Source organism: Pseudomonas sp. 13B_3.2_Bac1 (assembly GCF_025466205.1).
In the GTDB taxonomy this organism is placed as follows: Bacteria; Pseudomonadota; Gammaproteobacteria; order Pseudomonadales; family Pseudomonadaceae; genus Aquipseudomonas; species Aquipseudomonas fluorescens_H.
Window position 1 is genome coordinate 125,622 of record NZ_JANLOG010000117.1, and the last position, 24,041, is coordinate 149,662.

Annotated in this window: 23 protein-coding genes and 4 tRNA genes; 21 read left to right on the plus strand and 6 right to left on the minus strand. The window is 59.5% G+C overall.

Features of this window, described 5'->3' with window-relative positions; all coding sequences use genetic code 11:
* Nucleotides 1–12: 12 nt before the first annotated feature.
* The 9 genes from NTD85_RS19825 (at nt 13) to NTD85_RS19865 (ending at nt 8,666) form a co-directional block, all read left to right on the plus strand.
* Nucleotides 13–1,224 carry an O-succinylhomoserine sulfhydrylase gene (locus NTD85_RS19825; RefSeq protein ID WP_262142990.1) on the plus strand — a complete coding sequence of 404 codons (1,212 nt, stop codon included), beginning with the start codon at nt 13–15 and terminating at the stop codon, nt 1,222–1,224.
* Nucleotides 1,221–1,997: an SDR family oxidoreductase gene (locus NTD85_RS19830; RefSeq protein ID WP_003226413.1), complete on the plus strand. Its 777-nt coding sequence runs from the start codon at nt 1,221–1,223 to the stop codon at nt 1,995–1,997. The genes NTD85_RS19825 and NTD85_RS19830 overlap by 4 nt, the downstream gene beginning before the upstream one ends.
* A gap of 216 nt (nt 1,998–2,213) precedes the next feature.
* Nucleotides 2,214–2,289: transfer RNA gene (locus NTD85_RS19835), tRNA-Val, on the plus strand.
* 55 nt (nt 2,290–2,344) lie between these two features.
* Nucleotides 2,345–2,421: transfer RNA gene (locus NTD85_RS19840), tRNA-Asp, on the plus strand.
* Nucleotides 2,422–2,515: 94 nt separating this feature from the next.
* Nucleotides 2,516–2,592 (plus strand) — tRNA-Asp (locus NTD85_RS19845).
* Nucleotides 2,593–3,091: 499 nt separating this feature from the next.
* Nucleotides 3,092–5,923: a xanthine dehydrogenase family protein molybdopterin-binding subunit gene (locus NTD85_RS19850; RefSeq protein ID WP_262142991.1), complete on the plus strand. Its 2,832-nt coding sequence runs from the start codon at nt 3,092–3,094 to the stop codon at nt 5,921–5,923.
* Nucleotides 5,916–6,455 carry a (2Fe-2S)-binding protein gene (locus NTD85_RS19855; protein ID WP_003226408.1) on the plus strand — a complete coding sequence of 180 codons (540 nt, stop codon included), beginning with the start codon at nt 5,916–5,918 and terminating at the stop codon, nt 6,453–6,455. Before NTD85_RS19850 ends, NTD85_RS19855 begins: the two co-directional genes overlap by 8 nt.
* Before the next feature lie 2 nt (nt 6,456–6,457).
* The gene (locus NTD85_RS19860) at nt 6,458–7,693 is read left to right on the plus strand and encodes a c-type cytochrome (protein WP_003226405.1); all 1,236 of its coding nucleotides are present in this window, start codon (nt 6,458–6,460) and stop codon (nt 7,691–7,693) included.
* 1 nt (nt 7,694) lies between these two features.
* Nucleotides 7,695–8,666: an XdhC family protein gene (locus NTD85_RS19865; RefSeq protein ID WP_262142992.1), complete on the plus strand. Its 972-nt coding sequence runs from the start codon at nt 7,695–7,697 to the stop codon at nt 8,664–8,666.
* A gap of 147 nt (nt 8,667–8,813) precedes the next feature.
* Here the strand turns inward: NTD85_RS19865 and NTD85_RS19870 are convergent, their stop codons facing one another.
* The gene (locus NTD85_RS19870) at nt 8,814–10,097 is read right to left on the minus strand and encodes an NAD(P)/FAD-dependent oxidoreductase (protein ID WP_262142993.1); all 1,284 of its coding nucleotides are present in this window, start codon (nt 10,095–10,097) and stop codon (nt 8,814–8,816) included.
* 184 nt (nt 10,098–10,281) lie between these two features.
* Between NTD85_RS19870 and NTD85_RS19875 the strand changes: the two genes are divergently transcribed.
* Nucleotides 10,282–10,358 (plus strand) — tRNA-Val (locus NTD85_RS19875).
* Nucleotides 10,359–10,893: 535 nt separating this feature from the next.
* Nucleotides 10,894–11,349 carry a DUF2214 family protein gene (locus NTD85_RS19880; protein ID WP_262142994.1) on the plus strand — a complete coding sequence of 152 codons (456 nt, stop codon included), beginning with the start codon at nt 10,894–10,896 and terminating at the stop codon, nt 11,347–11,349.
* 233 nt (nt 11,350–11,582) lie between these two features.
* Here the strand turns inward: NTD85_RS19880 and csrA are convergent, their stop codons facing one another.
* Nucleotides 11,583–11,777, minus strand: a complete 195-nt coding sequence (gene csrA, locus NTD85_RS19885; RefSeq protein WP_003179932.1) for a carbon storage regulator CsrA — start codon at nt 11,775–11,777, stop codon at nt 11,583–11,585.
* A gap of 250 nt (nt 11,778–12,027) precedes the next feature.
* On the opposite strand from csrA, the gene NTD85_RS19890 reads away from it, so the two are divergent.
* Nucleotides 12,028–12,396: an SPOR domain-containing protein gene (locus NTD85_RS19890; RefSeq protein WP_003226400.1), complete on the plus strand. Its 369-nt coding sequence runs from the start codon at nt 12,028–12,030 to the stop codon at nt 12,394–12,396.
* An 86-nt stretch (nt 12,397–12,482) separates the two neighbouring features.
* On the plus strand, nt 12,483–13,394 hold the full coding sequence (locus NTD85_RS19895) for a siderophore-interacting protein (RefSeq protein ID WP_262142995.1): 912 nt from the start codon (nt 12,483–12,485) through the stop codon (nt 13,392–13,394).
* Between the two features lie 55 nt (nt 13,395–13,449).
* Here NTD85_RS19895 and NTD85_RS19900 read toward each other — a convergent pair whose 3' ends face one another.
* From NTD85_RS19900 to NTD85_RS19910, 3 genes are all read right to left on the minus strand, one after another.
* A complete protein-coding gene (locus NTD85_RS19900; RefSeq protein ID WP_064588319.1) occupies nt 13,450–14,139 on the minus strand; it encodes an endonuclease in 690 nt (229 codons plus the stop codon).
* A 4-nt stretch (nt 14,140–14,143) separates the two neighbouring features.
* Complete coding sequence (locus NTD85_RS19905; RefSeq protein WP_371917862.1) at nt 14,144–14,413, minus strand: DUF1654 domain-containing protein; 270 nt, start codon at nt 14,411–14,413, stop codon at nt 14,144–14,146.
* A gap of 199 nt (nt 14,414–14,612) precedes the next feature.
* A complete protein-coding gene (locus NTD85_RS19910) occupies nt 14,613–15,701 on the minus strand; it encodes an asparaginase (RefSeq protein ID WP_003226392.1) in 1,089 nt (362 codons plus the stop codon).
* A 348-nt stretch (nt 15,702–16,049) separates the two neighbouring features.
* Here NTD85_RS19910 and NTD85_RS19915 point away from each other — a divergent pair, with 348 nt between their 5' ends.
* The 8 genes from NTD85_RS19915 to NTD85_RS19950 all read left to right on the plus strand — a co-directional run bounded on the left by NTD85_RS19915 (nt 16,050) and on the right by NTD85_RS19950 (nt 23,689).
* Nucleotides 16,050–16,505 (plus strand): hypothetical protein, encoded by a 456-nt coding sequence (locus NTD85_RS19915; protein WP_262142996.1) that lies wholly within the window; start codon nt 16,050–16,052, stop codon nt 16,503–16,505.
* Nucleotides 16,506–16,707: 202 nt separating this feature from the next.
* On the plus strand, nt 16,708–17,664 hold the full coding sequence (locus NTD85_RS19920) for a sugar ABC transporter substrate-binding protein (protein WP_003226388.1): 957 nt from the start codon (nt 16,708–16,710) through the stop codon (nt 17,662–17,664).
* 57 nt (nt 17,665–17,721) lie between these two features.
* Entirely contained in the window at nt 17,722–19,275 is a 1,554-nt protein-coding gene (locus tag NTD85_RS19925; protein WP_262142997.1) for a sugar ABC transporter ATP-binding protein, read from the plus strand.
* The gene (locus tag NTD85_RS19930) at nt 19,272–20,249 is read left to right on the plus strand and encodes an ABC transporter permease (protein WP_003226385.1); all 978 of its coding nucleotides are present in this window, start codon (nt 19,272–19,274) and stop codon (nt 20,247–20,249) included. The genes NTD85_RS19925 and NTD85_RS19930 overlap by 4 nt, the downstream gene beginning before the upstream one ends.
* Nucleotides 20,250–20,252: 3 nt before the next feature.
* Nucleotides 20,253–21,272 carry a LacI family DNA-binding transcriptional regulator gene (locus tag NTD85_RS19935; RefSeq protein WP_262142998.1) on the plus strand — a complete coding sequence of 340 codons (1,020 nt, stop codon included), beginning with the start codon at nt 20,253–20,255 and terminating at the stop codon, nt 21,270–21,272.
* 24 nt (nt 21,273–21,296) lie between these two features.
* On the plus strand, nt 21,297–22,214 hold the full coding sequence (rbsK, locus tag NTD85_RS19940; protein ID WP_262142999.1) for a ribokinase: 918 nt from the start codon (nt 21,297–21,299) through the stop codon (nt 22,212–22,214).
* Complete coding sequence (rbsD, locus tag NTD85_RS19945) at nt 22,211–22,615, plus strand: D-ribose pyranase (protein ID WP_262143000.1); 405 nt, start codon at nt 22,211–22,213, stop codon at nt 22,613–22,615. The genes rbsK and rbsD overlap by 4 nt, the downstream gene beginning before the upstream one ends.
* 45 nt (nt 22,616–22,660) lie before the next feature.
* Nucleotides 22,661–23,689 carry a nucleoside hydrolase gene (locus NTD85_RS19950; RefSeq protein ID WP_262143001.1) on the plus strand — a complete coding sequence of 343 codons (1,029 nt, stop codon included), beginning with the start codon at nt 22,661–22,663 and terminating at the stop codon, nt 23,687–23,689.
* Between the two features lie 33 nt (nt 23,690–23,722).
* On the opposite strand, the gene NTD85_RS19955 is transcribed toward NTD85_RS19950, so the two are convergent.
* Nucleotides 23,723–23,935 carry a hypothetical protein gene (locus NTD85_RS19955; protein WP_262143060.1) on the minus strand — a complete coding sequence of 71 codons (213 nt, stop codon included), beginning with the start codon at nt 23,933–23,935 and terminating at the stop codon, nt 23,723–23,725.
* Between the last annotated feature and the right edge of the window lie 106 nt (nt 23,936–24,041).

Consider the following 24,041-nt stretch of genomic DNA (forward strand, 5'->3'; position numbering starts at 1 on the left):
AGGAGTGACAGCATGAGTCAGGAATGGGATGCCGGTCGGCTGGACAGCGACCTCGAAGGCGTAGCGTTCGATACCCTGGCCGTACGTGCCGGTCAGCACCGTACGCCGGAAGGCGAACACGGTGATCCGATGTTCTTCACTTCCAGCTACGTGTTCCGTACCGCCGCCGACGCGGCTGCGCGGTTTGCCGGGGAAGTGCCGGGCAACGTTTACTCGCGCTACACCAACCCGACCGTGCGCGCGTTCGAAGAGCGAATCGCCGCGCTGGAAGGCGCCGAACAAGCAGTCGCCACCGCCACGGGCATGGCCGCGATCATGGCTGTCGTGATGAGCCTGTGCAGCGCCGGTGATCACGTCCTGGTGTCGCGCAGCGTGTTCGGTTCGACCATCAGCCTGTTCGAGAAGTACTTCAAGCGTTTCGGTGTGCAAGTCGACTACGTGCCGCTGGCCGATCTGTCGGGTTGGCATGCGGCGATCAAGCCGAACACCAAGCTGCTGTTCGTCGAGTCGCCGTCCAACCCGCTGGCTGAGCTGGTGGATATCGCCGCGCTGGCGGAAATTGCTCACGCCAAAGGCGCGATGCTGGTGGTCGACAACTGCTTCTGCACGCCGGCCTTGCAGCAGCCGCTGAAACTCGGCGCGGACATCGTCGTGCACTCGGCGACCAAGTTCATCGACGGTCAGGGCCGTTGCATGGGCGGTGTGGTGGCCGGTCGCAGCGAGCAGATGAAAGAAATTGTCGGCTTCCTGCGCACCGCCGGGCCGACCCTGAGCCCGTTCAACGCCTGGATCTTCCTCAAGGGCCTGGAAACCCTGAATCTGCGGATGAAGGCGCACTGCGCCAACGCCCAGCAACTGGCCGAATGGCTGGAGCAGCAGGACGGTATCGAGAAGGTTCATTACGCCGGTCTCAAGAGCCATCCGCAGCATGAGCTGGCCCAGCGTCAGCAGAAGGGCTTCGGTGCGGTGGTGAGTTTCGAGGTCAAGGGCGGCAAAGAGGGCGCGTGGCGCTTTATCGACGCCACCCGCTTGATCTCGATCACCGCCAACCTCGGTGACAGCAAAACCACCATCACTCACCCGAGCACCACCTCCCATGGCCGTCTGGCGCCACAGGAGCGTGAAGCCGCAGGGATTCGTGACAGCCTGATCCGTATCGCGGTCGGTCTGGAGGACGTGGCGGACCTGCAGGCCGACCTGTCGCGCGGTCTGGCGGCGTTGTGATCGAATTGTCTACTCCGAAGGCGGGGACCCATGGCCGCGTGGCGCTGGTCACCGGTGCCGCGCGTGGCATCGGTCTGGGTATTGCTGCCTGGCTGATCAGCGAAGGCTGGCAAGTGGTGCTGACCGATCTGGATCGTGTGCGCGGTTCGAAAGTGGCGAAGGTGCTGGGCGAGAATGCCTGGTTCATCGCCATGGACGTGGCGGATGAGAGCCAGGTCGCGCTGGGTGTCGCCGAAGTGCTTGGGCAGTTTGGTCGTCTCGATGCATTGGTGTGCAACGCGGCGGTGGCTGATCCGCACAACATCACACTGGAAAGTCTTGATCTGGCTTACTGGAACCGGGTGCTGGCGGTGAATCTCAGTGGACCGATGTTGCTGGCCAAACATTGTGCGCCGTATCTGCGCGCGCATAACGGCTCGATCGTCAATCTGGCCTCGACCCGTGCGCGGCAGTCGGAGGCTGATTCCGAGGCGTATGCGGCGAGCAAGGGCGGCTTGTTGGCGTTGACCCATGCGTTGGCGATCAGTCTCGGGCCGGAGATTCGCGTCAATGCGGTCAGCCCGGGCTGGATCGATGCACGGGATCCATCCGCACGCCGTGCCGAGCCGCTGGCCGATGCCGATCATGCGCAGCATCCGGCGGGCAGGGTAGGGACGGTCGAGGATGTGGCGGCGATGGTGGCGTGGCTGTTGTCGCGCAATGCCGGGTTTGTCACCGGGCAGGAATTCGTCGTTGATGGTGGCATGACCAAGAAGATGATTTACACCGAGTAGATCGCGTTCTTCTCCTGAATTTGCGTCAAATGGGCTGCCGTCTTCGCGAGCAAGCTCGCTCCCACATGAGGAATGCATTTCCCTGTGGGAGCGGGCTTGCTCGCGAAGGCGGTCTCGCAGGTAGGAAGCAATTTTGTCTTTTTCAGAAAAACTTCAATCCTGCTATTGACTTAGGTTCGCTACCTGCGTAAATTTCGCGGCCTCGGAGATGCAAACGGGTGATTAGCTCAGCTGGGAGAGCGTCTGCCTTACAAGCAGAATGTCGGCGGTTCGATCCCGTCATCACCCACCATTCCCCGAGAAACTTGCGCAAGCAAGAGGTAGGCTGAAAGTGCCTCCACCGACGCGCAGCGGTAGTTCAGTCGGTTAGAATACCGGCCTGTCACGCCGGGGGTCGCGGGTTCGAGTCCCGTCCGCTGCGCCATATTTTACGAGTCAGACGCTGTCTGGTTCGCGATTGAAAAGCACCGAAGCTTTCAGTCAAAACGAGTTACTTGAGCGCAAGCTCAAAGCGATACGCAGCGGTAGTTCAGTCGGTTAGAATACCGGCCTGTCACGCCGGGGGTCGCGGGTTCGAGTCCCGTCCGCTGCGCCATATCTGTTTCAAGGACCACTGAACGCCTTGAAACACCGAAAGCAACCGTTGGTTGTTTCGGAATCGATAGCAAAGACCCTGGTCGAAAGACCGGGGTTTTTTGTGTCTGAAATTTGCTATTTCCCTCCTTTTCCTCCTGCCCACACCCTGACTCCAATACAAACTCCCTTGTGGGAGCGGGCTTGCTCGCGAAAGCGGTATGTCAGTTAAAAATGGGCTGCCTGACACCACACCTTCGCGAGCAAGCCCGCTCCCACAGTGGGTTGCCGGTTTGCCCGGCGATCTGCTGCGGTGCCACGTCGCATTGATTTTTTGATTCTTTAGTCAAATTTTTGTAACTGGTTGTTTGCCGGACGCTCAGAAACCTTTAAAGTTAACCTTTCGGTCAGCTTTGCACTGTCAACACGCCCTTTGTTTCGCCAAGAAGGGCTTCTGCAAGACTCGAGATTCCCAGTAGATAACCAGAAGGGCGGACACATAACCGCCCAGAGGATGATCCATGTCCAACCGTGATATATCCCGGCGCTCGTTCCTCCAGGGCGGGCTGGTGGCGGGTGTGAGCGTCACGCTCACGCCGCTCAGCAGTCAGGCGCTGGCTGCCTTGATGGAAAACAGCGTAACCGTGCCGTCCGAGAAGTGGCTCGGCCACAACGGCAAGGCACGCCAACGTAACGACGCCCTGTCCAAGGTCTGCGGCAGCAAAGTATTTGCCCGCGACATTCGCTCCAAGGACATGCCGGGCTGGCCTGAACAGCAAGGCCACGCCATGCTGCTGAAAACCATCAAGGCTGACCGTATCTACGCCGGCTACGACCTGTCGTGGCTTGGTGCCGACTTGCAACCTGACCGCATCGTCACCGCTGCCGATCTGGACAAGGACGGCATCGTCTTCCCGGAAGAGCACGCGCCAGACCCATTGCTGCCGGAAGGCAAAGTGCCGATGTTCATCGGTCACCCGGTGGCGATCCTGATCTGGAACGATTTCGAGCGTTTCCGCCAGGCCAAGAACAAACTCAAATTCAATGACAAGGCGATTCGTTACGGTGCACAAGTGCCGTACTACGAAGGCGACCCCTATGGCAGCTTCCGCTACGTGCGTGTGGGCGGCCCGACCTCGGCCGACGAAGACGAGTTCGCCAGCCTCAAGGACTCGATCCTGTTCCCGATGCTGAAGAACCGTCGCCCGGTATGGAATTCCCAGCCGAACCTGCACGGCAACCTGACCGAGCGCGGCCTGTTCTACGCCGATCGCATGAAGCAGCAGATCGACACGCCGCCGGACAACTGGCTGGTGTTCGACGAGCGCTACAAGACCCCGTCGATCGAACCGGCCGCCATGGAGCCAGACAACGGCAACGGCTGGTACGACCCGGCAACCAAGACCCTGCACTTCGTGGTCGCCACTCAGTGCCCGCTGGAAGCCGCGACCGAAACCGCGAAAATGATCGCGCCATCGCGCTTCGGCCTGGCGAACCTGAACATGCACCCGGGCTACACCGTGGGCTACGGTTCCAAAGACCACAACATCTTCGTCTACTACGCGGCCCTCGCTGCGCTGTATGGCGCCGGTGTGCCGATCCGTCTGGCCAATGACCGCTACGAGCAGTTCCAGAGCGGCATCAAGCGCCACTCGTTCGACATCCGCTACCAACTGGCGGTGGACAAGAACGACTACAGCTTCAAGATTTTCCGTGCCGAGATGAGCGTCGACGGTGGCGGTCGTATCAACTACAGCCCGTCGGTAGCGGCAGTGGGTGCCACGGCAGCCCAGTCGATCTACTACATGCCGCAGAACGATCTGCAGGTCACCGCTTACCACTCGCGCGGTGTTGAAGCGGGTTCGATGCGCGGTTACGGCACCCTGCAAAGCATGGCCTCGACCGAAATGATGGTCGACGAAATCGCCAATCGCCTCGGTGTCGACGCGATTGATCTGCGTCGCAAGAACGCCCTGCGTTCGGGCATGAAAAACACCCAGGGCGCGATTCCGGCCGGTGCTCTGCGCCTGCACGAGATTCTCGACAAGGCCTCGGTGCACGAAGTCTGGAAAAACCGCGACGCGATCAAGAAACAGCGCGAAGCCGCCGACCCGGACAACTGGTACGGCGTGGGTTTCGCGATTTGCCAGAAAGACTTCGGCACCGGCTCCGAAGCGCCGATGGCCAGTATCGAGTTCACCGCCGAGGGGCGCATCACCCTGCGTCACATCGGTATCGAAATCGGCACCGGCATGTCCACTTCGCAAGCGCTGGTTGTTGCTGACTTCCTTGGTAGCCCGGCACACGACGTCAAGACCGGCGAAACCGAATGGAAGGAAATGCAGCTGATCACCAGCGGCAACCCTTACATCATGAGCCAGGCCGAGCAGGACAACCTGCTGCGCAACCCGCGCTGGGTCGGCAAGTTGGCCTCGGCGTCGTCCGCGACCAACTCGGCTTACTACTTCAGCCACGCCACCCGTGAAGCGGCGCGCGTGCTGTTCAACAACGGTTTGTGGCCGGCGGCCATGGAAATCTGGCGTCAGGGCCCTTACGGCGGTCAAGCCAACCCTTATGTCGTGCGTCGTGAAGATGCGCATTGGGTCGACGGCAAACTCACTGCCAACGGTATGCAGCCATTGAGCTTCGAAGAGCTGGCCAAGCATGCTCACGAGCGTGGTCTGGTGACCGGTGCCACCGTTCACGCATTCAACCGCTGGAGCTGGGCCGAGGCCGAATACAGCATCGACGGCGTGCGCGAGCGTCTGCCGCTCGACGGTCTGGCAGTGAAGTACGGTGATGGCGCGCCGAAGGCGAAGAAAGCGCTGATGAGTACAGCGGGTTTCCACCTGCTGGATCGTCAGAACATCAACTACCCGGTGGTCCAGTTGAACAACGCTGCTGTGACTTACTACAGCCCGGTGGCGACGCTGGTAGAGCTCAAGGTCAACAAAGGCTCGGCGGAAGTCGAAGTGCTCAACCACCATTCGTGGGTCGAGTGCGGTCGGGTGCTGGTCGAAGAACTGGTCAAGGGCCAGCTCGAAGGCGGGATCGCCATGGGCATTGGTCATACGCTGATGGAAGAGATGCCGCTGTACGAAGGCGGGCCGGGAGAGGGTGACTGGAACTTCAACCGTTATCGCCTGCCGATGGCCCGTCACGTGGCGGTGTGGAAGCAGACTGCGGAGATTCTGCCGCCGCTGTCGCCAAGCGATCCGTCCAAAGGCATCGCCGAAGTGGTGATGATCCCGGTGGTCGGTGCCATCGGTAACGCCGTGGCGCACGCCATCGGTAAACGTGTTCGCGATCTGCCAATCACTGCTGCGCGCATCAAGGAGGCCCTCAATGGCTAACCGTCCGCTTCAACTGACCCTCAATGGTCAATCCGTCGGCCCGGTGGACATCCCTGATGACCTGCCGATGATCGACTATCTGCACGAATACAAGAACCTCACCGGTTCGCGTCTTGGCTGCGGCCAGGGTATCTGCCACGCCTGCGTGGTGATCGTCGACAACCCGGACGGCACCAGCGAAGAAGTGCGCACCTGCATCACTGGCGCGCATTACTTCGAAGGCAAGAAAGTCCGCACCATCGAAAGTCACGCCAAGCGTGATGAGAGCGGTCAGGTCACCGAGCTGAACCCGATCCAGCAGCGCTTCGTCGACGAATTCGCCTTCCAGTGCAGCTACTGCGCGCCGGGCTTCGTCAACGCCGCGACGGTGCTGGTAGAGAAGCTGCAGCGCCAGCCGATCGTCAAAAGCCAACTGGAAAAAGTCATTGAGGACAGCCTCGGCCACCACATCTGCCGTTGCACCGGGTACGTGCGTTACTACAACGCCACGCGCAACGTGCTGACCGATCTCGGCCTGGTCAAGGAGGGTTGAGCATGAAGCATCTATTGACCCGCCTGACCCTGGCGGTCGGGCTGGCTGCACCGGTGTTGTTTGCTCACGCTGATGATCAGGTCAAGCGCGGCGAATACCTCGCTCGCGCTGCCGACTGCATGGCGTGCCATACCGCACCCGGTGGCGCGCCGTTTGCCGGCGGGCTGCCGATCGTGTCGCCGTTCGGCACGATCTACGGCACCAACATCACCCCGAGCAAAGAGCACGGCATCGGTCTGTACAGCGATGACGAATTCTTCGCTGCGCTGACCGAAGGCAAGCGTCGCGACGGGGCGAATCTGTATCCGGCGATGCCCTACACCTCGTATCACCTGGTGCCTCGGGAAGACTCGGATGCAATCCACGCTTACTTGAAAACCATCGAGCCGATCGAGCGCGCCGCGCCGGTCACCAGCCTGAGTTTTCCGTTCAACGTGCGTCCGGGCCTGATCGGCTGGAACATGCTGTACGGCAAAGCGTTGAAGCTGGAGTCGGGCGAAGGCAAAAGCGAAGCCTGGAAGCGCGGTCAGTACATGGTCGAGGTGCTCGGCCACTGCGGCGAATGCCACACGCCACGCGGCCTGCCGGGTGCGATGCAATTGGACAAGCGCCTGACCGGCGGCATCCTCAACGGTTATCTGGCACCGAGCCTGCTCGCCACCGATCTGGCGGCGCGCGGCTGGAATCAGCAGGACCTGAGCACGTTCCTCAAGCACGGCATGAGCGCCCAGGGCACGATGTTCAACGAGATGTTCCCAGTGTTTCATAACAGCACCCAGGGCCTGAACGATCAGGATCTGGCGGCGATGGCGACGTTCCTGCTCGGCGACAAACCACCAGTAGCCAAAGAGCTGGCTGAAGTGTCGCTGGACAAACTCAGCCCGAGCGCCCAGCGCGGCCGTCAGGAATATTTGAACGTCTGCGCCGGTTGTCATGCTGCCGGTGGCGAAGGCAAACCGCACATCGCCGTGGCCATGCGCGGCAACACCACGCTGCGTCTGGAAGATCCGCGCAACCTGGTGCGGGTGATCGAGGACGGCATCGGTGAGCAGAAATTCGCCGGGTTCGAACACATGCAACCGATGCCGGGTTTCGCCGACAAGCTCAGTGCTGAGCAACTGACCGATCTGCTGAACTACCTGCGGCAAGGCTGGGGCGGTCAATCGGCAGCGTTGGCGGTGAGCGACGTGCAGAAACTGCAGGCTGACGCTCCGGCCGTCGAGCACAAGGCGCACTGACATGCAGCATCTCGATCTACAGGTTGTGCGGCGCGCACTGGAGTGGTCGGTGGCGGGGCAGCGCATTTGGCTTTGCACCGTGCTGACCACCTATGGCTCGGCGCCGCGTGCACCGGGTTCGCTGCTGGCGGTGAACGATAACGGCCAGTGGATCGGGTCGCTGTCCGGTGGCTGCGTCGAGGAAGATTTTCTCGAGCGCGTGGCTGAGGGCGCGTTTCTCGATGCGGTCAACGTCGTGCGTTACGGTGAAGGGGATGATCCGCGCTCGCGGGTCAGCCTGCCCTGTGGCGGCATTCTCGATGTACTGGTAGAGAAATTTGACGCCGACTGCGAGGTGCAGGCGCATCTGCGTGAGCTTGAATCAGCGTTGCTCGGTCAGCGCCGTTTGATTCGCGAAGTCGATCTGGCCAGCGGTGCGCGCAGTCTGTTCGCGGATCGCGAGCAGGGCGCACGCATCGAGCGCGAGATCGACCGGGTGCGGATTCGCATCGGTGCCGCTCAGCGCTTGTTGCTGGCGGGTTATTCCAGCGTGGCGCAGGCCTGTGCTGAGTTCGCGGTGGGTCTCGGCTTTGAGGTGATTCTCTGCGATCCGCGTGATGAGGTACTCGAAGGCGTGGTGCTGAATGGCGTGGAGATTCGTCGGCAACTGCCGTCGGTGTTCATCGCTGACGGCGGTTGCCATCGCGATACCGCGGTGGTGGCGCTGACCCATGATCCGCGCATCGACGATCTGGCGATGATGGAAGCGGTGCGCACCGAGGCGTTTTACATCGGCGTGATGGGGTCGCAGCAGACTTCGCAGAAACGCTTCGAGCGCTTGCGCAGGATTGGTGGGCTAGGGGAGGTGGAACTGGCGCGGATTCATGCGCCGATCGGCCTAAACCTGGGCAGCAAGACACCCGCGGAGATCGCTTTGGCGGTGCTGGCGGATATCTTGCGGATTCGTAGTGGAATTACCCGAGACCAACTTTGATCTGAATTCTGCAAATATTTGTGGCGAGGGAGCTTGCTCCCGCTGGACTGCGCAGCAGGCCTTCTTTCTAGATAAAAGAGGGGCCGCTTCGCGACCCGGCGGGAGCAAGCTCCCTCGCCACAGTTGTTTGCCAGTCAAGAAAACTGATCAGAAACCCAGCTTGTCACGCAATCCGTAATACCACGCACCCAGCGCCGCAAATGGCGTACGCAGCAACTGCCCGCCCGGGAACGGGTAATGCGGCAGATCGGCAAATGCATCAAATCGCTCGGCCTGACCACGCAATGCTTCGGCCAGCACTTTGCCGGCCAGATGCGTGTACGTCACACCATGGCCGCTGCAGCCTTGCGAGTAGTAGATGTTGTCGCCAAGGCGCCCAACCTGCGGCAGACGCGACAGGGTCAGCAGGAAATTGCCGGTCCAGGCGTAATCGATCTTCACGTCCTTGAGTTGCGGGAATGCCTTGAGCATTTTCGGGCGGATGATCGCTTCGATGTTCGCTGGATCCCGCGCACCATACACCACGCCGCCGCCGAAGATCAGGCGCTTGTCGCCCGTGAGGCGGTAGTAGTCGAGCAGGTAGTTGCAGTCTTCGACGCAGTAATCCTGCGGCAGCAGGGTTTTCGCCAATTCATCGCCCAGCGGTTCGGTGGTGATGACCTGGGTGCCGCACGGCATGGATTTCGCCGCCAGTTCCGGCACCAGATTACCGAGGTAGGCGTTGCCGGCGACGATGATGAATTTGGCCCTGACCTTGCCTTGCGGCGTGTGCACCACGGGGTTGGCACCGCGCTCGATGCGCACGGCGGGAGATTGCTCATAGATCGTGCCGCCGAGGGATTCGACGGCGGCGGCCTCACCCAGCGCCAGGTTCAGCGGATGAATGTGGCCGCCACTCATGTCGAGCATGCCGCCGACGTATTGATCGCAGGCGACCACTTCGCGGATGCGGCGCTGGTCGAGCAGTTCCAGTTGCGTGTGGCCGAAGCGCTCCCACAGGCGTTTCTGCGATTCCAGATGGCCCATCTGCTTGGTCGTCAGCGCGGCGAACACGCCGCCGTCCTTCAGGTCGCACTGGATGTTGTACTTGGCGACGCGCTCACGAATGATCCGGCCCCCCTCGAAGGCCATCTGCCCGAGCAGTTGCGCCTGCTTGGGGCCGACAGTGCGTTCGATGACGTCGATGTCGCGGCTGTAGCTGTTGACGATCTGCCCGCCATTACGCCCTGAAGCACCGAACCCGACTTTGGCCGCTTCCAGTACCGTCACGCGAAAACCGTTCTCCAGCAGAAACAACGCCGAGGACAGCCCGGTGTACCCGGCGCCGATCACACAGACATCCGTCTCCACATCATCCTGCAAGGCCGGACGTGGCGGTACGGCATTGGCCGACGCAGCGTAATAAGACTCTGGGTAAGGGGTGTTCGCCATCCTGCAGCCTCTGTTTAATATATTTTACGAGTGCGTCGATCCTACCCGAGTTGAAAAACCTCCGCCAGCCACCGGAAAAATCTTCTCTACCGGCCCGAAATTAAATATTTTGCATATTCATAGGGTTAGGTGAAAAAAAGGTGTTGACACCCCTCCGGAATTCCGTAGAATGCCGCCTCACAGCAGGCACGTAGCTCAGTTGGTTAGAGCACCACCTTGACATGGTGGGGGTCGTTGGTTCGAGTCCAATCGCGCCTACCAAACAAAATCCGCTCTGCTGGGCGGTCTGGAAGGGCTCACCGAAAGGTGGGCCCTTTTTTGTTGTCTGCGATTTGCAAAACTTTTGCAAAACTTTTGCAAAACTTTTTCAAAACCCCCACCTCAGCGCACCCCTCGACACTTCGCCGCTTCCGTTACCCAAGCGCTTAGCGTGTTTCGAAATAACACGACCTGCTGATATGGCGTTCTGTTCTTTTTTGGATCCGTCGAAAAAGTGTGGATATTGAAGGGCTTACCGGTATTTTTAACCGACCGGTTATCAAAAAAATGTTGTTGCTGTTCGTGAACTTCAGTAACATCTGCCCCGCGTTCACCACCACGGTTTATGCATTTTTAAATCCCAAGCTTCCATCAGCTGCTTGGGATTTTTTTTGCCTGCGATTTGGCATTCCCTGCCTCTGTTCCCCCCAGCTTTCGCGCGAAGCCTCCCGCGATCCACGATCGCGCATGGGCGAAGCCTCGATTTTTCGACTACTACTGACTGGCGTTTCCAGGGCTTTCTCAAAGGAGTTCGTCGATGCTGGCTCACTGGTTTCTTGCCGCAATTCATCTATTGGCTTTTGCCTTGGGCTTCTGGGCGGTATTGACTCGTGGTACGGCGTTCAGCCGCATGGCGGCGGGTGTCGGCGAGGCCAGGCGTGTTTTGCTCGCCGATAATCTGTGGGGGATTGCCGCGCTGGTTCTGCTGGTGACCGGGGGGATGCGCGCCTTTGGCGGCTTTGAAAAGGGCACTGACTACTATCTGCATCAGCCGTTGTTTCATTTGAAGATGGCGTTGTTCGTACTGATTCTGCTGATTGAGCTGGCGCCGATGATCACGCTGGTCAAATGGCGGATCGCGTTGGCGCGGGGCAAGGCGTTCGATACCGGGCGTGCAAAGCTGTATGCACGGTTCAGTCACATCGAGGCGCTGCTGTTGGTATTGATGGTGATTGCAGCCACCGGCATGGCACGCGGCGTGATGTTCGGCTAGCAGGGAGCAATTCTCTGTGTTCTCTCGGAAATGTCTGACAGCCAAGCTTGGCAGTCGCAGGTAGTATCGCGCTGCTGGGGAGAGGGAAGGGAGCGAATGAAGCGGAGAGGAAGGGCATGTGTCAGGCGCCGTGCCCAGTGAGTGGACTGGGAAGCGGATGGCAATACGGCGCGTGAATTTTTAGCCAGTCATTACGCAGAGGCAAACGAACTGGCTACTGACTGCGGGGTGGCTCAAGGCGTTTGTGGCTTGTCCGGGGCGGTCAGGCCAGCCTGAATGCGCTGATAGATCTCTTCACGGTGCACGGCAACGTTTTTCGGGGCGTTGATGCCGATACGGACTTGCTGACCGCTTACGCCGAGGATGGTGATGGTGATGTCATCACCAATGTTTATGCTTTCACCGACTTTGCGGGTGAGTATCAGCATGGTCTTCTCCTTGATTGCTTTGTAGGGCACCTGATTCAGACAGTGCAGAGGTCGGTGGTACGTATAGATTAGTGCGAAGTCTCACGGTTTGGGTGCCTCTTTCTGACGCGCAGATGTGGCATTAATTCCCAGGGCGTAACTATACAGAGGCTGCAATCATCAATCTCGTTGTTTTGTGCCCATTTTGCGGGCCTCGCGAAGTATTTATGAATGTTAAGATCGGCGCTTTGTGATTTTCGAGGAAAGCGTTGTGCGCAAATTGGTCTGGATGGTCGCGGCACTGGCATTGGCAGGGTGTGGTGAAGGCAAGAGTGTAGATGTGCAGAAGCCGAAAACGACAGTCGCGGCCGCGCCTGCTACGGCATCTGCTCCGCAGTGGGACCTCGAAGTACGCGGCGAAACGCCCCAGGCTGTCAGCGATCTGAGTGGCTGGTTGATCGAGCATGCATTCGTGCCGACCGTGATCAAGGACAGCAGCGGCAAGACACGGATCCTGATCGGTCCGTTCAACTCCCAGGCCGAGGCGCAAGCTCGCAAGGTAGAAGTGGATGCAGCATTGGTGAAAGCCAAGAAGCAGAATGTCGAGTCGGTCATCGTGGAGCATCCGCTCGCGCCGTAAGCAGCACATTCAGCGGAGCGGCCTAAAGGGCATCGCAGGTGACTCGTCTTATACGAGTCAATCACGATTTCTCGAAGGAGCTCCGCATGGCCTCCGCCGCTCCCTACACACTCTTCAATGCAGTTCTGCATCGCAAGACCCTCTTGAGTCCGCACCTGATGCGGATCACGCTGACCGACCCCTCAATCAGTGGTATGGCCACCTGGGCGCCTGATCAGCGGATCAAACTGTTTTTCCCCGCTGAAGATGGAACACCCGCGAATCTTGCGCAGGAAGAGGGCTGGTACGCCCGATTTCGCTCGATGCTCGCGAGTCGTCGACCAGCAATGCGCACTTACACCATCCGTCATTTGCGCGCCGAACAGGGTGAGGTCGACATCGATTTTGTCCTGCATGGCGAGACCGGCCCCGCTTCGCGCTGGGCGCTGCATGCGCAGCCGGGAGCGTCTATGCAGATTCTTGCTCCCGACAGCGAGTTTTCGGCACAGGACGCCGGAGGATTCGAATGGAAACCGCCGCAGGTGCTCAAGGAGGTTTTGCTGGTGGCTGATGCCACGGCATTGCCGGCTGCGATGGGGATTCTCGAAGAGCTGGCTGCCATGTACGAGCCGCCCCGGACTCAGGCGTTCTTCGAGGTGGACAGTGCGCAAGACATGCTCTCGGTGCCGGATTGGCCCGGGCTGACAGTGCAGTGGCTGGTTCGCGATCAGGCGCCAGCAACAGTGGCTGGAGCGCTGATGGTGGAAGCGGTGATGCACGGGGTCCGGCCAACAGAGGGCCAATCACTCGGGCAGGTCGCTGAACTGGCCGAGGTCGATATCGACGAAAACATTCTTTGGGAGATCGCCAACACCGCCCCTGCAGGATTCTATGGCTGGATTGCCGGAGAAAGCGCTGCCGTCATGCGCCTGCGTAAATACCTGATCAAGGAATGCGGTATCCCGCGCGAGTCACTCAATCTGATGGGCTACTGGCGCTACAACAAAGCTGGCAGCTAAAAGCAAAAAAGGCCTCGAAGACCACGTTCGAGGCCTTTTCTTTTGGGCTGAAGGATCAGCCGCAGGCTTTCAGGTTTACCGGGCCGACGAATTCATTGCCGCGTCCCATCACACACGCCACGCTCTGATTGCGTTGACGTTCCCAGTCCTGCACCGGGTAAGTCTTGTCCCACGCTTCATACAGCTGGCGATCCTGTTTCGACAGGCGCAAGCCGTACTGCTTGCTCATGTAGAAATAGGTGCGCGCGATCATGCCGCGAATCGACGGGCGGGGCATGACCTTCTTGGCCTTGAAATCGACCTGGGTCAGGCACGATCCGTACTGTCCGGATTGCACCGGCAGCCAGCCATAACTGAAGTTGCTGCGATCACCATTGACCTCGCCAATGCTCGGCACCAGGTTGTGCAGGTCGGCTTCGGCTTTCTGATAGCTCGGGTCGTAGCGAGTGCAGTTCTTGCGTCCGCCCGACTGCCAGCATTGGCGCTGGTGACCGAACTCCCACGCCGGGACAATGTGCTCCCATTCAATGCGCGAAGCGCGCTTGGCGTTTTTACGTGGTACGTAGCCGCAAGCCTTCAAGTCCACCTTGTTGCCGGTGTACTTGCACCCGCAGTAAAACTCGGTGGACTGCGGTGCATACAGTTTCCAGGCGACCTTCTTGGCCTCGGTAAAAGTGCGGGGCGCGCCAGCCTGGGCGCCAAAAGCGATGAACAGCAGCAGCAAAGCAAAACAGCGGACACTCATTGAATCAATCTTCCTTCGGCACAACCCAAAAAATCTGCACGCCGCCATCGTCGCGATAGGCGAGTGTGACGTTGTCGTTCTCGTCGATTTCCTCGAGCAGTTGCTCCCATGCATCCACAGGCTCGTCCGGCAGACGGAAGATCAGTGCGGCTTTGGCTTTTTGTGCGGTAGGGGAATTGATGATTTTCTGAACGCGCATGCCCATGCGTTCGTAAGCGTCAGGAGCATCAGGAGAGGTGGCCACGAGGTTATCCTTATTAAGCTGTACGGGCATACAGTATTTAACTGTAAGCATTTTCGCAACTGCTTAAAATTCAAGAAAATCCTCTGACAGCGCTTTTCCGATTTTGGTGTAGGTCGGGTCGATTATTTTGTACGAAAAATTCGCGCTCAGCGTAGGCGGCAGCACCACCCGCCGTGCGGGCGAGTGGTAAGCAGGTTGCCCGACCCGGACAGGGTCAGGCGAAGGCCAATCAGTATTCCCAGAACATCCGTTGCAGCTCTTTGCTGTCGTTGGTTTTGGTCAGGGCGACCATGGCCAGGATGCGGGCTTTTTGCGGGTTCAGGTCGTGAGCGACCACCCAGTCGTACTTGTCGTCAGGCTGTTCGGCGTTGCGCAGGACGAAACCGCCGGCGTTGACGTGGGAAGAGCGGATGATCTGCACGCCATCTTTACGCAGGGCTTGCAGGGATGGCACAACGCGGGAGGACACCGAGCCATTGCCGGTACCGGCGTGGATGATGGCTTTGGCGCCGGCCTGGGCCAGAGCCTTGTAGGCGGTGTCGTCGACATTGCCGTAGGAGTAGGCGATTTCTACGTCAGGCAGGCTCTTGATGTTCTTGATGTCGAATTCCGAATCCATGGTGTGGCGCTTGGCTGGCAAGCGGAACCAGTAGGATTTGCCTTCAACCACCATGCCCAGCGGGCCCCAAGGGCTTTTGAACGCCTCGGTCTTGATGTTGATCATCTTGCTCACGTCGCGACCGGACTGGATCTCATCGTTCATGGTCACCAGCACGCCTTTGCCGCGCGCATCTTTGCTGCTGGCGACGGCGACGGCGTTGTACAGGTTGAGCATGCCGTCCGCCGACATGGCGGTGCCCGGACGCATCGAGCCGACCACGATGATCGGCTTGTCGGTTTTTTCCACCAGGTTCAGGAAGTAGGCGGTTTCTTCCAGGGTGTCGGTGCCGTGGGTGATGACGATGCCATCGACGTCTTTGCTGTCTGCCAGTTCGGACACGCGACGCCCGAGTTGCAGCAGGTTGTCGTTGGTGATGCTTTCCGAGGCGATCTGCATGACCTGTTCGCCACGCACGTTCGCCAGTTTGTTCAGTTCAGGGATACCGGCGATCAGTTGTTCAATGCCGACCTTGGCCGCCTGATAGGTGGCGCTGTTGGCGGCGCTGGCGCCGGCACCGGCAATGGTGCCGCCCGTGGCAAGCACTACGACGTTGGCGAGTTTGGTCTGGGTTTCGACTTCTTTTGCCTGAAGGGCAGTTGGCAGGAGCAGGAGGAGGGCCAAAGCGCCCGGAACCAAGGTGTTGAAAGCAGATTTCATTATTTTTCTCTCTAGTAGTGAGACGGTGCTGATGCAGGTTCATCTAGATGCGCCCCGAGCCGATCTGAATGCCCGGGGTGCAGGCTAGGGAGCAGGATCTGTACCAGCGCTACTTTGCTTTAGAAAAATGTTTAACTTCATGATTTACATCAAGATTTTATGGATTAGCCAATGATGCGGCGAATGACATGGCCGGGTTTCCGAACAAAGGAAGCTTTCGTGTTCGGTTCACCGAAAGGGACTACACCTCCTGGCGACCGCAACGGCTTGCCGGTTCAGGTTTTCTGCTAAAGAAACCCGTCAGCAGGCCGATGGCTGTGGAAGGAAACGTTTATTTAGGGAGTTCACATGTCACTGACGATCGGTTTTTCAAATCCCGGCTCAGTCACCATTGGCGGTAAAACCGCAGCGACAATCAATGCAATGAACCAGGCGGAAGCAGATGCGGCCGACGAGGCTCTGGGCGTTGGAAAAGAACCGAGCAATCAAGTCCGCACTGGTGGTCCCGCGCAAGAAGCCAGCAAGGCGGAAAGCGCTGACAGCGGCGATAATCTGAGCGTCACCGTGAAAATGCTGCTCAAGCGCATGCAGGAATTGCAAAAGCAACTGCAGGAGCAGCAACAGCAACTGGCTGCAGCCCAGGCCGCGAGCTATCCAACACCTGAGGCCAAGTCTCAGGCGGTCATGTCCGTTCAGGGGCAGATTGCACAAACCAGCGGGGAGCTGATGCAAGTGGCGGCGGCGCTGGTCAAGGAAATGACCAAGGATTCCACCAGCGGCAATCTGGTCAGCACCACCGCTTGAGCGGTAAGGGGCGAATCAGACGATTGCGCCCCGCAATACAACGACGATTTCTGATTGTTGACAAATGTCGGCGGGATTCGCATAGTTCGGTCTACGCAAACGTTTGCGCGGCTTTTCCGGTGCGCTATCGCTCTGGCGAGAATGCTGAAGCTTACGCCAGCGCGAGCGTTGCTCACAATAATCATAAGATCGGAGTGAACCCATGAAGCTGCCATTCGCTGGACGTCTTCTTGCTGTCGCTATGCTGGCTGCCGCAGCCGCCGCACTACCTGTCTCTTCGGCCTTCGCCGAGTCCCCGGAAAAACCCAAAGTCGCACTGGTCATGAAATCCCTGGCCAACGAATTCTTCCTGACCATGGAAGATGGCGCCAAGGCCTACCAGAAAGAACACTCCGCCGACTTCGACCTGATCTCCAACGGCATCAAGGACGAGACCGATACCGCCGGCCAGACCCGCATCGTCGAACAGATGATTCTGGCCAAGGTCAACGCGCTGGTCATCGCACCGTCCGATTCCAAAGCCATGGTGCCGGTGATCAAGAAAGCCGTGGATGCCGGCATCACCGTGATCAACATTGACAACCAGCTTGATCCGCAGATCGTCAAAAGCAAAAACATCAGCGTGCCTTTCGTAGGCCCGGATAACCGTAAAGGTGCACGTCTGGTCGGCGAATACCTGGCCAAGCAACTGAAGGCCGGTGACGAAGTCGGCATCATCGAAGGCGTATCCACCACCACCAACGCCCAGCAACGCACCGCAGGCTTCAAGGATGCGATGGAGGCGGCGCAGATCAAGGTAGTGTCGCTGCAATCCGGCGACTGGGAGATCGACAAGGGCAACAAGGTTGCCGCGTCGATTCTCAGCGAATACCCGGATGTGAAGGCGCTGTTGGCGGGTAACGACAGCATGGCCGTTGGCGCTGTTTCCGCTGTGCGCGCTGCCGGCAAGGCGGGCAAGGTCCAAGTGGTCGGTTACGACAACATCAATGCGATCAAGCCGATGCTCAAGGATGGTCGTGTGCTGGCGACGGCCGATCAGTTCGCTGCCAAGCAGGCCGTGTTCGGTATCGAAACCGCGCTGAAAATCCTCAAGGGCGAAAAAGTCGACAGCGGCGTCAATGGCGTGATCGAAACGCCAGTCGAGCTGGTCACTAAGTAAGTCTTCCGGCGACACAACGGCGCTCGTCCGTCCGGGCGAGCGCATGGAGAGTTTTTTATGTCAGTTTCCGCCCCGAACGCTGTCCTCTCGGTCAGCGGTATCGGTAAGACCTATGCGCAACCGGTGCTCACGGGCATCGACTTGACGCTGATGCGCGGTGAAGTGCTGGCGCTGACCGGCGAGAATGGCGCCGGTAAAAGCACGCTGTCGAAGATCATTGGGGGGCTGGTTACGCCCACCACCGGTCAGATGCAATTCCAGGGCAAGGACTACCGTCCGGGCAGCCGTACCCAGGCCGAAGAGCTTGGCGTGCGCATGGTCATGCAAGAACTCAATCTGTTGCCGACCCTGTCGGTGGCGGAAAATCTGTTTCTCGACAATCTGCCCAGCAACGGCGGCTGGATCAGTCGCAAGCAATTGCGCAAAGCCGCGATCGAAGCCATGGCACAGGTCGGCCTCGATGCCATTGACCCGGACACTCTGGTCGGTGAGCTGGGAATCGGCCATCAACAGATGGTCGAGATCGCACGCAACCTGATCGGCGATTGCCATGTGCTTATCCTCGATGAACCGACTGCGATGCTCACCGCCCGCGAGGTGGAAATGCTCTTCGAGCAGATCACTCGTTTGCAGGCGCGTGGCGTCTCCATCATCTATATCTCCCACCGTCTCGAAGAGCTGGCGCGCGTCGCGCAGCGCATTGCCGTGCTGCGTGATGGCAATCTGGTCTGCGTCGAGCCGATGGCCAACTACAACAGTGAGCAACTGGTCACCTTGATGGTCGGCCGCGAACTGGGCGAACACATCGACATGGGCCCGCGCAAGATCGGCGCCCCGGCACTGACGGTCAAGGGCCTGACCCGCTCCGACAAGGTGCGTGATGTTTCCTTCGAAGTGCGTGCTGGCGAGATCTTCGGGATTTCCGGGCTGATCGGGGCAGGGCGCACCGAATTGCTGCGACTGATCTTCGGCGCCGATCTGGCCGACAGCGGCACGATTGCGCTGGGTTCGCCGGCGCAGGTAGTCAATGTGCGTTCGCCGGTTGATGCGGTGAAGCATGGAATTGCCTTGATCACCGAAGACCGAAAAGGCGAAGGCCTGCTGCTCAGTCAATCGATCAGCGCCAACATCGCCCTGGGCAACATGCCGGAGATTTCCAGGGCAGGGATCGTCATTGCCAGCGACGAAATTTCCCTGGCGCAGCGTCAGATCGACGCCATGCGCATCCGCAGTTCCAGCCCGACACAATTGGTGTCGGAACTGTCCGGCGGCAATCAGCAAAAAGTGGTGATCGGCCGTTGGCTGGAGCGCGATTGCTCGGTGCTGTTGTTCGACGAGCCAACTCGCGGTATCGACGTCGGTGCCAAGTTCGATATCTATGCCTTGCTGGGCGAGTTGACGCGTCAGGGCAAGGCACTGGTGGTGGTTTCCAGTGACCTGCGCGAGCTGATGCTGATCTGCGACCGGATCGGTGTGCTGTCGGCAGGGCGTTTGATCGACACCTTCGAGCGCGACAGCTGGACCCAGGATGATTTGCTTGCCGCCGCGTTCGCCGGCTACCAAAAACGTGATGCGTTGCTCAATGAAGCGGCGCCTAGGGATCTCCCATGAAAACTGCATCTTCTGCCGGCAAACGTAGTGGCAATTTCTACGGTCTGGGCACCTATCTGGGCCTGGCCGGGGCCTTGTTGGCGATGGTGGCGCTGTTCTCGATGATGAGCAGCCACTTTCTGTCCTATGACACTTTCAGCACGCTGGCCAACCAGATCCCCGATCTGATGGTGCTGGCGGTGGGCATGACTTTTGTACTGATCATCGGCGGTATCGATCTGTCGGTCGGTTCAGTGCTGGCGCTTGCCGCCTCGACGGTCAGCGTGGCGATTCTCGGTTGGGGCTGGGGCGTGTTGCCAGCGGCATTGCTCGGCATGGCGGTGGCGGCACTGGCAGGTACGGTGACCGGTTCGATCACCGTGGCGTGGCGTATACCGTCGTTCATCGTTTCGCTCGGTGTGCTGGAAATGGCCCGTGGTCTGGCGTATCAGATGACCGGTTCGCGCACCGCCTACATCGGTGATTCGTTTGCCTGGCTGTCGAACCCGATCGCGTTCGGCATTTCGCCGTCGTTCATCATTGCCTTGCTGGTGATCTTCATTGCGCAAGCTGTACTGACCCGCACCGTGTTCGGTCGTTACCTGATCGGTATCGGCACCAACGAAGAAGCGGTGCGTCTGGCCGGGATCAATCCCAAGCCGTACAAGATTCTGGTGTTCAGCCTGATGGGCCTGCTCGCCGGTATCGCCGCGCTGTTCCAGATTTCCCGTCTGGAAGCGGCCGACCCGAATGCTGGTTCTGGCCTTGAGCTGCAAGTGATCGCCGCCGTGGTGATCGGTGGCACCAGTCTGATGGGGGGCCGTGGGTCGGTGATCAGCACCTTCTTTGGCGTGTTGATCATTTCGGTACTGGCCGCCGGTCTGGCGCAGATCGGTGCCACCGAGCCAACCAAGCGCATCATCACCGGCGCGGTGATTGTCATTGCGGTGGTGCTCGATACCTATCGCAGCCAGCGCGCCAGTCGACGGGGCTAAGAAATGGCAACGATCAAGGATGTGGCGGCGCTCGCGGGGATTTCCTACACCACGGTTTCTCACGTGGTGAACAAGACCCGCCCGGTCAGTCAGGAAGTGCGGCTGAAGGTCGAGGCGGCCATCAAAACCCTCGACTACGTGCCGAGTGCGGTGGCGCGCTCGCTGAAGGCCAAGACTACTGCGACCATTGGCTTATTGGTGCCCAACAGCCTCAACCCGTATTTTGCCGAGTTGGCGCGGGGTATCGAGGATTACTGCGAGCGTAACGGCTACTGCGTGATCCTCTGCAACTCTGATGACAACCCGGAAAAACAGCGCAGCTATTTGCGTGTGCTGCTGGAAAAGCGCATCGACGGTCTGATCGTCGCCTCCGCGGGTGGCGATACCGGTCTGGCACAAGGGCTGGCGGGCGTGAAAACGCCGATGGTCATTGTCGACCGAGGGCTTGAAGGCGTGGATGCGGATCTGGTGCGCATTGATCATGAATATGGCGCCTATCTGGCGACCCGTCACCTGCTGGAGTTGGGGCATCGTGACATCGCCACCATCGGTGGTCCGTCGAGTACCAGCGTGGCGCAAATGCGTCAGGCCGGTTTTTGTCGGGCGCTGAAGGAGGCGGGGATCACGGTGCGCCCCGAGCGCATGCTGGAAAGCGATTTCACCAGTACCGGCGGCTACAACGCAGCGGCGGTCCTGCTCCAAAGCAATCCGCCGAGCGCGATCTTCGCCGGTAACGACATGATCGGTATCGGTGTGCTGCGTGCGGCGGCCGAGCGCAATGTGCGCGTGCCAAGCGAACTGTCGGTGATCGGTTTCGACGATATCCAGATGAGCCGCTATGTGTACCCGGCGCTGACCACCGTCGGCCAGTCGATCCTGCAGTTGGGCGAAATGGCTGCCGAAGTGCTGCTGCGAAGGATTGCTACCCCGAGCCTGGTCACCGATCAACGGATCGTGACCCCGAGTATTGTCTTGCGCGAATCGACTGCGCCGCTGTCCGGCGTGTTCACCGAGTACCGCTGAAACCGAATTGACGAGTAGTGATGTATGCCAGCAAATGTAGTGGTAATAGGCAGCCTGAACATGGACCTGGTCACCCGGGCGCCACGGCTGCCCAAAGGCGGGGAGACGCTGATCGGTCATTCCTTTGCCACCGTGTCCGGCGGCAAGGGCGCCAATCAGGCAGTCGCTGCTGCGCGCCTGGGTGCACAAGTGGCGATGGTCGGCTGTGTTGGTAACGATGACTACGGCGTGCAATTGCGCGACGCGTTGCTGGCCGAGCAGATCGATTGTCACGCGGTGAGCACGGTTGAGGATTCCAGTGGTGTGGCGCTGATCGTGGTGGATGACAACAGTCAGAACGCCATCGTGATCGTCGCCGGCGCCAACGGTGCAATGACCCCGGCCGTGATTGACCGCTTTGATGCGGTGCTGCAGGCGGCCGACGTGGTTATCTGTCAGCTCGAGATCCCGGATGCGACGGTGGGGCATGCGCTCAAGCGCGCACGTGCGCTGGGCAAGACCGTGATCCTCAATCCGGCGCCGGCCAGTCGTCCGCTGCCGGCAGACTGGTTTGCCGCCATCGACTACCTGATCCCCAACGAAAGTGAAGCCGCTGCGTTGAGCGGGTTGCCAGTCGATTCGTTGGAAACCGCAGAAAGCGCTGCCAGCCAGCTGATTACCATGGGCGCGGGCAAGGTCATCATTACCCTCGGTGCGCAAGGTTCACTGTTTGCCAATGGCAAAGGGTTCGAGCATTTCCCGGCGCCAAAGGTGAAGGCTGTCGATACCACCGCTGCGGGCGATACCTTCGTCGGCGGTTTTGCCGCGGCGCTCGCCAGTGGCAAATCCGAGGCCGAGGCAATCCGTTACGGGCAGATCGCGGCAGCATTGTCTGTGACCCGGGCCGGCGCACAACCTTCCATTCCAACGATGTCCGACGTACAGGCGTTCAAACCCGCATGAAAAAGACTCCACTGCTCAACGTCGCGTTGTCGCGGCTGATCGCCTCCCTGGGCCATGGCGACATGGTAGTCATCGGTGATGCCGGACTGCCGGTGCCGCCAGGTGTCGAGTTGATCGATCTGGCGCTGACCCACGGTGTTCCGGATTTCATCGGCACGCTGAAAGTCGTGCTCAGTGAGATGCAGGTGGAGCGCCATGTGCTGGCCAACGAAATCCTCGACAAGCGGCCGACTGCGCTGGCCGTGCTGGATGAGTTGCAAGAAGAGGGCGCTCTCGGTCGGCGCGATCTGCTGACTCATGAGCAATTCAAGGTTCTCAGCCGACAGGCACGGGCGATTGTTCGTACAGGCGAATGTCAGCCGTACTGCAACATCGTGCTGGTGGCCGGGGTAACGTTCTAATCGGGTTTTCGACCCTTTCATTTTCATCAGCACAAGGAGTGCGCCATGCACCGCTATGCTCAAAAACTCCACCAATTGCTTCGGAGTCTGCTGCTTTTGTCTTTTATTACCGCCACCGGCGCTCAGGCTGCTGAAAAGATCGACCTGATCATCGACACCGATCCGGGTGCCGACGACGTGGTCGCCTTGCTGTTCGCCCTGGCTTCGCCGGATGAACTGAACATTCGCGCACTGACCACCGTGGCCGGCAACGTGCGTCTCGACAAGACTTCGCGTAACGCGCGCCTGGCTCGCGAGTGGGCAGGGCGAGAAGATGTTCCGGTCTATGCCGGTGCGCCGAAGCCACTGATGCGTACGCCGATCTACGCCGAGAACATCCATGGCAAGGAAGGCCTGTCGGGTGTCACCGTGCATGAGCCGAAAAAGGGCCTGGCCGAAGGCAATGCGGTCAACTACCTGATCGACACTCTGAAAAAAGCCAAGCCGCACAGCATCACCATCGCCATGCTCGGCCCGCAGACCAACCTTGCGCTGGCGCTGATCCAGGAGCCTGAGATCGTTAATGGCATCAAGGAAGTGGTGATCATGGGTGGCGCGCATTTCAATGGCGGCAACATCACCCCGGTGGCCGAATTCAACCTGTTCGCCGACCCGCAAGCGGCGGAAGTGGTGCTCAAGAGTGGCGTGAAGCTGACCTACCTGCCGCTGGACGTGACCCACAAGATCCTCACCAGCGACGCCCGTCTGAAGCAGATTGCTGCGCTGAACAACAACGCGAGCAAGATCGTTGGCGACATCCTCAACGAGTACATCAAGGGTGACATGGAGCACTACGGCATCCCGGGCGGCCCGGTGCATGACGCGACCGTCATCGCTTACCTGCTCAAGCCTGAGCTGTTCACCGGTCGCTCGGTGAACGTGGCCATCGACAGCCGTGAAGGGATCACCTTTGGCCAGACTGTCGTCGACTGGTACGACGGCCTGAAACAACCGAAGAATGCATTCTGGGTCGAGAACGGCGATGCCCAGGGCTTTTTCGATCTGCTGACCGAGCGTCTGAACCGCTTGAAATAAGGCATGGACCCGCAGGTGCCAGCCTGCGGGTTTTTATTTTCTCTCGGTGTCCTGCGTGCTCTTGCCTTCATGCTGGTACCGCTCAAACACCTGGGCGATAAACGCTTGTGCGCCTTGGGTGCCCATCGTCTTGACCAGCAGATCGATGCTGATCAAAGCCAGCTCCTCCGAACTGCTCGGGCTATACGAACTGTGCCCCTTCGGCCAAAGAACCTTGATGTCGGCGGAAATGCTTACGGTGCTCATGAGTGCGCTCGAAAAGTCGGGAATGTCTGCAAGCGAGTTAACCACTTTGTCGGGCGTTTGGCACTGCGACTTAGGCATGAGCGCGACGCTATGCGACACTTGGTCT